Annotated in this window: 14 protein-coding genes; 8 read left to right on the top strand and 6 right to left on the bottom strand. The window is 62.2% G+C overall.

Going from position 1 to position 9,606, the window contains the following annotated elements; all coding sequences use genetic code 11:
* Both ASU23_RS16525 and ASU23_RS16520 read right to left on the bottom strand, forming a co-directional pair.
* The coding region (locus tag ASU23_RS16525; protein ID WP_058038467.1) for a TIGR03620 family F420-dependent LLM class oxidoreductase at positions 1-600 on the bottom strand (600 nt) is incomplete at its 3' end.
* A 44-nt stretch (positions 601-644) separates the two neighbouring features.
* Entirely contained in the window at positions 645-965 is a 321-nt protein-coding gene (locus ASU23_RS16520; RefSeq protein ID WP_007729728.1) for a GYD domain-containing protein, read from the bottom strand.
* A gap of 81 nt (positions 966-1,046) precedes the next feature.
* Here ASU23_RS16520 and ASU23_RS16515 point away from each other — a divergent pair, with 81 nt between their 5' ends.
* The 4 genes from ASU23_RS16515 to ASU23_RS16500 all read left to right on the top strand — a co-directional run bounded on the left by ASU23_RS16515 (position 1,047) and on the right by ASU23_RS16500 (position 3,158).
* Positions 1,047-1,229, top strand: coding sequence for a hypothetical protein (locus tag ASU23_RS16515; protein ID WP_003940600.1), 183 nt, complete (start codon positions 1,047-1,049; stop codon positions 1,227-1,229).
* A 44-nt stretch (positions 1,230-1,273) separates the two neighbouring features.
* Complete coding sequence (locus ASU23_RS16510; RefSeq protein ID WP_030536491.1) at positions 1,274-2,089, top strand: DUF72 domain-containing protein; 816 nt, start codon at positions 1,274-1,276, stop codon at positions 2,087-2,089.
* A gap of 70 nt (positions 2,090-2,159) precedes the next feature.
* On the top strand, positions 2,160-2,669 hold the full coding sequence (locus ASU23_RS16505; RefSeq protein WP_030536492.1) for a hypothetical protein: 510 nt from the start codon (positions 2,160-2,162) through the stop codon (positions 2,667-2,669).
* Positions 2,670-2,702: 33 nt separating this feature from the next.
* Positions 2,703-3,158, top strand: a complete 456-nt coding sequence (locus ASU23_RS16500) for a PPOX class F420-dependent oxidoreductase (protein ID WP_058038281.1) — start codon at positions 2,703-2,705, stop codon at positions 3,156-3,158.
* A 2-nt stretch (positions 3,159-3,160) separates the two neighbouring features.
* On the opposite strand, the gene ASU23_RS16495 is transcribed toward ASU23_RS16500, so the two are convergent.
* On the bottom strand, positions 3,161-3,604 hold the full coding sequence (locus ASU23_RS16495; RefSeq protein WP_030536494.1) for a helix-turn-helix domain-containing protein: 444 nt from the start codon (positions 3,602-3,604) through the stop codon (positions 3,161-3,163).
* A 117-nt stretch (positions 3,605-3,721) separates the two neighbouring features.
* Here ASU23_RS16495 and ASU23_RS16490 point away from each other — a divergent pair, with 117 nt between their 5' ends.
* On the top strand, positions 3,722-4,126 hold the full coding sequence (locus tag ASU23_RS16490) for a PaaI family thioesterase (protein ID WP_003940256.1): 405 nt from the start codon (positions 3,722-3,724) through the stop codon (positions 4,124-4,126).
* A 1-nt stretch (position 4,127) separates the two neighbouring features.
* Here ASU23_RS16490 and ASU23_RS16485 read toward each other — a convergent pair whose 3' ends face one another.
* The gene (locus tag ASU23_RS16485) at positions 4,128-4,643 is read right to left on the bottom strand and encodes a MarR family winged helix-turn-helix transcriptional regulator (protein ID WP_003940222.1); all 516 of its coding nucleotides are present in this window, start codon (positions 4,641-4,643) and stop codon (positions 4,128-4,130) included.
* A 58-nt stretch (positions 4,644-4,701) separates the two neighbouring features.
* Between ASU23_RS16485 and ASU23_RS16480 the strand changes: the two genes are divergently transcribed.
* Both ASU23_RS16480 and ASU23_RS16475 read left to right on the top strand, forming a co-directional pair.
* Entirely contained in the window at positions 4,702-6,135 is a 1,434-nt protein-coding gene (locus ASU23_RS16480) for an FUSC family protein (protein WP_058038280.1), read from the top strand.
* 58 nt (positions 6,136-6,193) lie between these two features.
* Positions 6,194-6,793 carry a TetR/AcrR family transcriptional regulator gene (locus ASU23_RS16475; RefSeq protein ID WP_003940389.1) on the top strand — a complete coding sequence of 200 codons (600 nt, stop codon included), beginning with the start codon at positions 6,194-6,196 and terminating at the stop codon, positions 6,791-6,793.
* 21 nt (positions 6,794-6,814) lie between these two features.
* Here ASU23_RS16475 and ASU23_RS16470 read toward each other — a convergent pair whose 3' ends face one another.
* Positions 6,815-7,255 (bottom strand): VOC family protein, encoded by a 441-nt coding sequence (locus ASU23_RS16470; RefSeq protein ID WP_058038279.1) that lies wholly within the window; start codon positions 7,253-7,255, stop codon positions 6,815-6,817.
* A 174-nt stretch (positions 7,256-7,429) separates the two neighbouring features.
* Between ASU23_RS16470 and ASU23_RS16465 the strand changes: the two genes are divergently transcribed.
* Positions 7,430-8,593, top strand: coding sequence for a S9 family peptidase (locus tag ASU23_RS16465; protein WP_058038278.1), 1,164 nt, complete (start codon positions 7,430-7,432; stop codon positions 8,591-8,593).
* Positions 8,594-8,655: 62 nt separating this feature from the next.
* Here the strand turns inward: ASU23_RS16465 and ASU23_RS16460 are convergent, their stop codons facing one another.
* Positions 8,656-9,387, bottom strand: coding sequence for a TetR/AcrR family transcriptional regulator (locus ASU23_RS16460; protein WP_030536498.1), 732 nt, complete (start codon positions 9,385-9,387; stop codon positions 8,656-8,658).
* Positions 9,388-9,606: the final 219 nt, after the last annotated feature.

Below are 9,606 nucleotides of genomic sequence, written 5' to 3'. Positions count from 1 at the left end.
GTTGGCGACGGCGGGGCGACCGATTGCTCTGGCCTTCTCCGGATCGGTTTCCAGGACAACCTTGTGCTCGGGGGCCAGGATCTTCGAAGGGCCGAGGATTTCGCGAGCTTCGGCCGTGTGTTCGGGGGTGGTCAGGTACGGATGCGCGCCGGCGGCGCGAGCGGCGGACAGTTTCATCACCTTCGGCCCCAGTGCGGCGAGGACGCGCCGCGCCTCCGGGACCTGGGCCGCGTCGAGTTCGTCGAGGTACGACACGAGCGAGGCGTACGGCTTGGTGTAGTCGCCGGTCGCTTCCGGATGTCCGACGCCTACGCCGAGCAGGAATCGCCCCGGGTGCGCGGCTTCGAGTCGGTGATAGGACTCCGCCACCTCAGCCGCAGGTGAGGACCAGATGTTGACGATTCCGGTTGCCACGGTGATGTGCTCGGTCGCGTCGAGAAGTTTCTCGGCGATCCGTAGATCGGCGGGTGGGGAGCCGCCGATCCAGATGGTGCCGAAACCGAGTTTCTCGATCGCAGTTCCCAGCTCGGGCGGCAAACCAGCCGCTCCTCGCCAGATTCCGTAGGTGCCCAGGTCAGGTGTTTTCGTAGTCTCCGTCACAGCGGGTGCAACTCGGCTGCTGCCGGGATCTATTCCTTCCGTCGTCATTTGCCCGGCGCGCGGTAGTCGGTCGGTCGCTTGACTGCCTCGTCGATCTGCTCCGGCGTGAGCAGTGTGATCGACTCCGAGCGTGCTGCACCTGCCGCAGCCGTGCGAATGCTCAATGCGGCTGCCGCGACGTCGTCCGGCAGGTTGCCGATCACGAACATGTCGTGACCGCCCAGTGCGAAGTGGCAGGATTCGACAGTGCCACCGATGCTTTCGACCATTCGCGTTATCGCGTCGCGCCGCGCAGTGCCTCCCTCCTGCTGCAGACCGGCGGCGCCGGAGGGTGAGTACGTCACTTGCCAGAGGTATTTCGGCATTTCCACTCCTAGCTCGGGATGGGTACTTCGATCGTGTACCCGTAGGGCGCTCGGTGGCAATGGGTAGGGGACAATCACGGCATGGTTGGAACTCCGGTGATCGTGACTATCGTGTCCGTGTGTGTGGGTTTTGTGATCTTCATGCTCGCTGCCAGTGGTGCACGCGGAAAGTGGGACCGTCGCCTCGTGATCGCGTTGTTCATCGGTGCGGTGGTGTGCCTGACCGTCGTACCGGTATCCGTCGCGCTCAGCGCCGGAGTTTGAAACACGGAGTGCCAAAACGCTCGAGTGCCGCTTAGTCTGAATCGATGGCAGATATTCGGGTAGGTATCTCCGGGTGGACGTATCCCGCGTGGCGCGGAGATTTCTATCCGAAAGGTCTTGCTCACCGCAAAGAATTGTCTTATGCCGCAGAGAGATTGACGTCGATTGAGATCAACGGCTCGTTCTACGCGCTGCAGAAGCCGGAAAGCTACACCAAATGGCGCAGCGAAACTCCCGAAGATTTTGTGTTCGCGATCAAGGGCGGCCGGTACATCACACACATGAAACGGCTGCTCGACGCCCGTGACGGACTCGCCAACTTCTTTGCCGCCGGAACGCTCGCCCTCGGCCCCAAGCTCGGGCCGATTCTGTGGCAACTACCTCCGACGCTGCAGTTCGAATCGCAGCGATTGGCCGACTTCTTCGACGGTCTTCCCCGTACCACTCAGGCTGCAGCCGATCTGGCAGCGCAGCACGACGACAAACTCACCGAAGACCGAGTGTTCGCCCAGACCGAGAGGGACGTGCCGATTCGCTACGCAGTGGAAGCGCGGCACGCCAGCTTCGAGACCGACGAAGCCGTGGACCTGATGCGCGAGCACTCCATCGGTTTTGTCGTCGCAGACACAGCCGGCAGGTATCCCCGCATCACCACTCCTACTGCCGATTTTGTCTATGTGCGGATGCACGGGGACAAGGAACTGTATGCGAGTGGGTACACCGACGAAGCTCTGGACAAGTGGTCCAAGCGCTTTCGGGATTGGATGGACGAGGGCCTCGACGTGTACGTCTACTTCGACAACGACATGAAAGGCTTTGCGCCGCACAACGCAATGTCCTTGTTGGAGCGGCTGCGCTGACGGATCGCCTGGCCTGTCGGTGGGATGTGGAAGGCTTCCGCATGAACACGAGGACCGAGGAGATACCACGATGACGCCAGAACAGCGGACGCCAGAACAGAGCTGGCCGACGCATTGGCCGAAGGTCGCCCGTGACATCGCCGATGCCACGGCCGACGCACTCGCCGCGGTGCGGGCGGCAAATCGTGACGGACTACTCGTGGCTGTCGAGGAACTGCGCGGGCTCTCTTTCGAGCAGGTCAGCTCGGTTCACGCGGCGATCGTGCGCGAATTGCTCGAGGACACGCATCCGGACGGCTTGTCCAGCGAGGACGTGCAGGATGCGCTCACCGCCTGCGCCAAGTCCACGATCGTGTGGCTGCCGGATCTGGACGTGCAGGCGCTCGCTGCGGTCTACACCGGGGCGCTCGGGATCTCGGATCTGGAAGACGATTCGTTCCGTATCGGGCACGGCGCGTACCTGCGTTCGGCGGTTCTGGTCATCGGGAGTTTGTCGACCGGAGTGAAGAAAGCTCAGAGCGCGTACATCATTCGTGCAATCGGCGAAATCGCACGTGCTCAGACCATCGAGATGCCCTGAGCGTCAGTTCGTAAATCGAATTAGGCTGAGGTCATGTCCAAGATCGCCAGCGCAGATCGTGTGTCGTTTGCCGAACTCCTCGAGTTCATCAGGCCGCGCCATCGGGCCACGTTCGTCACGGTGAAGAAATCCGGCGAGTTGCAGATCTCTCCGGTGACGTGCGGGGTCGACGACGAGGGTCGGATCGTCATCTCCACGTACCCGGAACGGGCCAAGGCCGCGAATGTCCGCCGCACCCCGGCGGTGTCTCTGTGTGTCCACTCCGACGAGTGGAACGGCCCGTACGTCCAGGTGAACGGAACCGCGGAGTTGATCGACCTCCCGGACTCGGTGGAACCGTTGGTCGACTACTACCGATCCATCGCCGGTGATCATCCCGACTGGGACGAGTACCGCGAAGCCATGCGCAAGCAGGGTAAGAGCCTGATCCGCGTCACCGTCGACTCCTGGGGTCCGATCGCAACAGGCGGGTTTCCGCCCGGACGCTGACGCTATCGAGCAGGCGGCGAGAGTTCGACTACATGCGCGTCTTTGGCGGCCAGCGGCTCTTTGCAGTGCGCGCACACAACTTGGGCGTGCAGGATCTCACCGCAACGGTGTTCGACGACGGTTGGCGGTGGACCCGTCGTCGCAAAGGCGTCCCCCCATTCCATGAGCGCCATCAGAATGGGATAGAGCGCCTTCCCTGATTCGGTGGCGACGTATTCGTAGCGCGGTGGATGGTCTTCGTAGCGTCGCTTCGCGAGGACGTCGGCGTCGACAAGGGTGCGTAGACGCGCGGCGAGGATGTCGCGGCTCGCACCCGTGCCCGCGGCGATCTCGTCGAACCGTCGTTGCCCGAGGGCGATTTCTCTGAGCACCAACAGTGACCACTTCTCGCCGACGACCTCCAAGGCGTTGGCGATGGAGCAGTTGCGTCCTTTTGTCGCCGTCATCTCTGGGCCCCTGTTAGTTAGAAATGTTAGTTCGGAATTCCAACTTAGCACTTGACGGCATGTATTCGAGGGCGGAAGGTAGGTCGAGAAATCCAACGGAGCAGATGAGGGGTCGTCATGACGGAATTGAATCTCGAGGCAGCAAGCGGATTTGTCAGCGCTGCCGGATTGCAACTGGACGAGGTGTCCGGCACGAAGGTTGTCGGGCACATCGATCTGTCCGAGGAGCATCACACGCCGTGGGGCGTAGTCCACGGCGGTGTCTACACGACCGCCGTCGAGTCCGCCGCGAGCATCGGGGCCAGCACTGCAGTGGCGGACCGTGGCGAATTTGCCGTCGGAGTGCACAACGGAACGGATTTCCTGCGGGCGCGTACGGGTGGGCGCGTGGACGTCGTGGCTGTGCCGATACAGCAGGGCCGGGTTCAGCAGTTGTGGTCGGTGGTCATCACCGATCCGGAATCGGGCAAAGAGGTGGCGCGCGGTCAGGTGCGTTTGCAGAACGTGCCGCTGCCGAAGTAGGTCAGTCCCAGATCCCCGAGTCGATGTTGAGTGAGATGCGTTTGAGCAGTGCCGTCAGTTGGGCACGTTCGTCCTCGTCGAGTCCGGTGAGTACTTGACGGTCTCGCTCGACGCGTCGGGGAAACTCTGCCTCGACCAATGCGCGACCGGCATCGGTGAGTTGAAGCAGAACCACTCGTCCGTCGTGTTCGAAGCGCTGACGCTCGACAAAGCCCAGCTTGGCCAGGCGGTCTGCGTGTTTTGTGGTGGCGGCGCCGCTGACCATCGTGACGGCGGTGACTTCGCTCGCCCGCAGGGGACGGTCACTGCGAGCAAGTGCACTCATCACGTCGAATTCGGCGCGAGAGACCCCGCTGGACGCCAGTGCGCGGTCGAGCTGGTGAAGAGACTGCGCGTTGATGCGGGCGATCCGGCCCATCACCTCGACGGGAGCAGTGTCGAACTCGGGGTAGGCGCGCTTCCATTCGCGACGGACTTTGTCGATGAAGTCGTCTTCGGATCTGTTCGCCGCGCCCATGTCCCTATCTTAGCGACAGAATTCACATTACTTCACAAGTAATTTACTAGTGAAATAAATGTATGCTGATTGGGTGAGCCGAACCGAAACCGCAGCCAGGACGCCCAGCCGTCTCACTCATTCGAGTGAAGCCATTGCACATACCGTCTCCGGGGCGACGTGGCGAGCGGCTTTTCGCGTCGGATCTGCCGACGCGACCATCGCCCCCGCGATCAGGGTCGGGCTCGCCACCGCCGTAGTCCTCGTGGTCGGCGGACTGCTCGGGCATCGGGAATTGGCCGGCTTCGCGGCCTTGGGCGCGCTGTGCGCCGCGTTCGGCAGGTACGAGCCGTATCCACGGTTGGCCGGCAAGCTGGCAATGGTGGGTGCTGCACTGGTGGTTTCGATTGCCTTCGGCGGCGCCATGGGTGTCGCGGGCGTTCCGATGTGGTTGCAGATCGGCATCCTCTCTTTGCTTGCGGGTGCGTCGTACTGCTTCATGTCGGGCTTCCGGATCACCGGACCAGGGCCCGTCATCCTCGTCTTCGCGGCGACCGGTGCAGCCGGATATGCCTCCAGCGTTGATGATTTGGCGCGGTTGGTCACTGCCGGTGCGCTCGGAGTTCTGGTCGGTTGGGCGGCCGCGATGCTCCCAGCGCTCGTACTGCCGATGGGACCTGCCCGCCTGGCAGTTGCCCGTGCAGTTTCTGCGGTGGGGCGTCTCGAACAGTCCGGCGCAGGCGGAGTGGAACCGGCGCTCGGATCGATTGCCAACGCCCGCTTGGTTATTGCGTCGAGTGGCCGGATCAAGTCGACCGTCGATCACGGACGCGAACTGGTGGCGGTGCTCGACGAAGCAGAAGCGGCAGTTCAGGAGTGGCAGTTGCACGGCGACGCCACCCTGATTCGCAGCATTGCTCGGCACGAGAAGGAGCTTCGGAAGCTCAAGCGTTCCAGCATGATCGAACACGATCTCGCACCGGCAAAGAACCTGGCCGCGCCCGAAGGCTATTTTCTCGAAGGATTGAATCGGCTGTATTCGCGCCCGGTGCGGATGAATGCTCTCCGCATCGTGGCAGCGTCGGCTCTGGCCGGTTGGCTCGCGGCGGGAGCCGGGTTGGAGCATCCGCTCTGGGCGTCGATGGGTGCCATCGCCGCGATGCAGGGGCTGAACTACAAGCAGACCGTCCAGCGTGGGATTCAGCGGTTGGTGGGAAATGTCGGTGGCGCCGTCGTCGCTGCTGCTCTCATCGCATTGACGCTCGGCTACTGGCAAGCGGTTGCCGTGGTCGTGATTCTGCAGACTGCTGCTGAGCTGCTCGTGATCAAGAACTATGCACTGACATCACTGGCCGTCACCCCGATGGCACTGCTCCTCATCGGTTTCAGTGCTCCGATCGGGACCGAAGCGGCAGTGGCTCGCGTCGCGGACACTCTCATCGGCGTGGTGATCGGAGTTGTCGTCGCCGCTGTGACGATCAGTCGATCGGATCGCCACCACGTCACCGTGTAACCGGTTCTGCCGTGTTTCCGGTACTGCCGTGTTTCCGGTACTGCGTAGGCTCCTGCAGGTGGAGGACAGCACGCCGATCGACGGCCGGAAACTGCGTTACCAGCATCGCCGTGCCGAATTGCTCGAGCAGGTAACCGCGTACGTCACGGCGAACGGCGTCGGTGAACTGTCCATGCGGCCATTGGCCAAGGATCTGGGGATCAGTCATGCGACACTCATCCATCATTTCGGTTCGAAGGAACAACTGCTCACTGAAGTAGTTGCCACCCTGCGAGACAGCTCTTCTCTCGACATCTCTTCCGGGACCGACATCGTCGAGATGTTGACGAGTTACTGGAATGGGCGCACATCAGCGGAATCGTTGCCGAACTTTCGCTTGATGTTCGAGATCTACGGACAGGCGTTGTTGCATCCGGAGCGGTATCGCGAGTTTCTCGACCATGTGGTGGGGGACTGGTTGGGTGGTTTGGCGGAAGCTGCGCTCGCGCACGGATGTCCACCCGATCGCGCTGATCGCTACGCGACGATCGTGTTGGCGCAGATTCGCGGGTTGACGCTCGATCTGGTGACCACCGGTGACCGCGTCAGAATCGACGCGGCGTTCGCCGAATTCGCGGCTGCGATGGGCGCTCTGGCCAGCTCCTGGAAGGCGATCTGACGCTCCGAATGCCGTGACGCTTCAGGCGATCTGCTCGAACAGGGACACGATGATCCCTTCAGGCCCCCGGACGTAGGCCATGCGCACGCTGTTCTCGTACTCGCCGATCCCGCCGATGAGTCCGTAACCGTCCGCAGCCACCGCGTCGACCGCAACCTGGAGATCGCCCACCTCGAAAGACACGTTGCGTATCCCGATCTCGTTGGCCATCGGAGCAGGCGATCCGGGTACGTGCTCGGGCGTGACGAAGGACGAGAGCTCGAGCCGTGATCCTTCGCCCGGCGGGCGCAGCATGGCGATTTCGCACTTGGCTCCAGGGATACCGCAGACGGTTTCCACGAACTCACCCTCCACGGATCCGGTGCCCTCCACCTCGAGACCCAGACCGACGAAGAATGCCGTCGCTGATTCGAGGTCCGTGACGGTGATGCCGATGTGGTCGAAACGCTGTACGTGTGCCATGGACACATCCTCCTACTGTTTTTTCGTGCGGTTCGATGCTAGGTCGGAGTTGGGGCCGGAATCTCGACATATACGTTTCACGAAGCTGCAAGATTTTGCTTGACCGATCGGTTAAACAAAATCTACGATAACGTCCAACGAGGTCGCCCACCGCACGAACCGGAGTCGTCAGACGTGAAATTCCAGTCGAAGTCGTTTGCCCGCATATCCATCGCAGCCCTCTGTGCTGCAACGATCGGCTCCGCCGTTGCTGCGCCCATCGCGTCCGCACAGGCACCGAGCGCGTCGCAAGCCACCGGCACTGTGGTGTCGAGTGAGCCGCTACCGAAAGATCTGTGGATTCCGGGTACCGCCGACGCCAAGCGATTCACGTACTGGACCATCGGTTCCAACGGCGGGCCTGCGCTGAGCAGTGGCGCGTACTACGTCCCGGCCGGTCCGGCACCGGAAGGCGGGTGGCCCGTCATCGCCTGGGCGCACGGCACCACGGGACTCGACGATTCCTGTGCCCCTACGCTGGTCGGTCCTGGCCTGCCCGAGCGTGACTACCCCTACCTGGGGCGTTGGCTCTCCGAGGGCTACGCCGTCGTCGCCACCGACTACGTCGGTCTGGGTACACCAGGGCTGATGCCGTACCTCGACGGAAAGGTGGAGGCGCACAGCGTAGTCGACTCGGTCAAGGCGGCACGGGTCATCGACTCCTCGATCTCGAATCGTTGGGCAGTGGTCGGGCAGTCGCAGGGCGGCGGTGCGGCCATCACGACGGCCCGCTACGCAACCGAGTATGGAGGGGATTCGCTCGACTACCGCGGTGGCGTGGGTACCGGAGTGCCGGCCAACATCGAGTTGACCCTCCTGCCTGCCGGTCCGGGCTTCCCTCCCATCGCCCTCGGCGGCGGGTTGACGTCGTACGCGCTCTACATCCTCGCGGGCTTGCGGGAAGCGCACCCCGAGATCGACTTGAATTCCTACCTGAACGACTTGGGAAGGGAAAAGGTCGACTCGGCCGAAAAGCTCTGCGCCGCAGACCTGGACGAGGCATCCAAGGATCTGGTCCTCGGTGACATCTTCTCCCGCCCGCTCAGTCAGATCCCGAACTTCCAGGGTCTGCTGAACGATTACATGGGTGTACCGACCAGTGGATACGATCGCCCCATCTTCATCGGCCAGGGCTTGCTCGACGTGGATGTCCCTGCACCGTCTGCACTTTCGCTGGTTGCAGCGTTGGTCGCCAACGGTGAACCGGTCACGTTCAAGACCTACAACACCGATCACAGCGGCGCTTTGGTCGAATCACAGGCTGACACGATTCCGTTCGTCGCGAACCTGTTCCGTTAGACATATCGAGAATCCAACTCATCCGAGGGTTGCTGTCGCACAACTGCGACAGCGACCCTCGGTCATTTCTGTGACTCCTTGATTGCGTTCAGCCGCGCCTCGAGGCCGTCGAGGACACGGTCGAGTGTGTAGCGATAGTGTTCTGCCCGTGTTGCTTCCGCAGCATCCGGTGGACCGGCGAACTTCCCGATCAGTGTCTCCATCGATGAACGAGGATCTGAGGGTCCGTCGTTACTCAGTCGTTCCAGCATCGCGCTGTGATCGGGTGAAGGCTGTCCGCTGGGAATGCGCCTGGCGTCGTTCATGGCGATCAGTGTGATTGTCGAGGTGAAGGCGACGGTGTAAGCCTGAGCGGCTTCTTCCCCGAACCCGGCGTCGATCAGCGATGCCAATCCGGCCTCCATGAGTTCCCGGCTGCGCTGGGTGGCAACTCCGTTCATCAGCAGCCACTGTGCCGCGCCTGGACACTCGATCAAGGCCTCTCGCATCTGCAAGAGCAGATGCGTCAGCCATTGACGCCAATCTTCTTGTGCAGATGGCACGTTCACGGCCGACACCGCACTGTCGACCACCGCAGCCGAGAGTGCGTCCCGATCTCCGACGAGTCGATAGACGACGGAGAACGACGTATCGAGTTCGCCGAGCAGCTGCCGCAGCGACCAGCCCTCGACTCCGTGCTCGCGACTGAGCCCGAACGCCACGGTCAGCACCGCGTCCGCAGTGATCCCGGTGTTGTAACTCCGGCGGCGCTGTGATTTCGCGGCAGACTTCTTGTCAGGTGATGGCGCAGTCATGGTCCGACCGAGCTTAGTGGCGTCGGATCGGTGTGCGTAGTCGACGCAAGCGATTGACGGATGTACTTAGGTGAGGTTTACTTGCCAAATCCGAGCAGTGCTCGGATTTATGCGAACCCCCCGATTTTTCGAAGCTGAAGGACACCATGAAGTTGAAAACGCGACCCGGTTACCTATCGAGGCTGGGTGCTTCGCTGCTGGTCAGTGTCGTTGCCCTGA

Source organism: Rhodococcus sp. KB6, from assembly GCF_001445685.1.
GTDB classification, from domain to species: Bacteria; Actinomycetota; Actinomycetes; order Mycobacteriales; family Mycobacteriaceae; genus Rhodococcus_F; species Rhodococcus_F qingshengii.
This window is presented reverse-complemented; position numbering and strand designations above follow the sequence as displayed.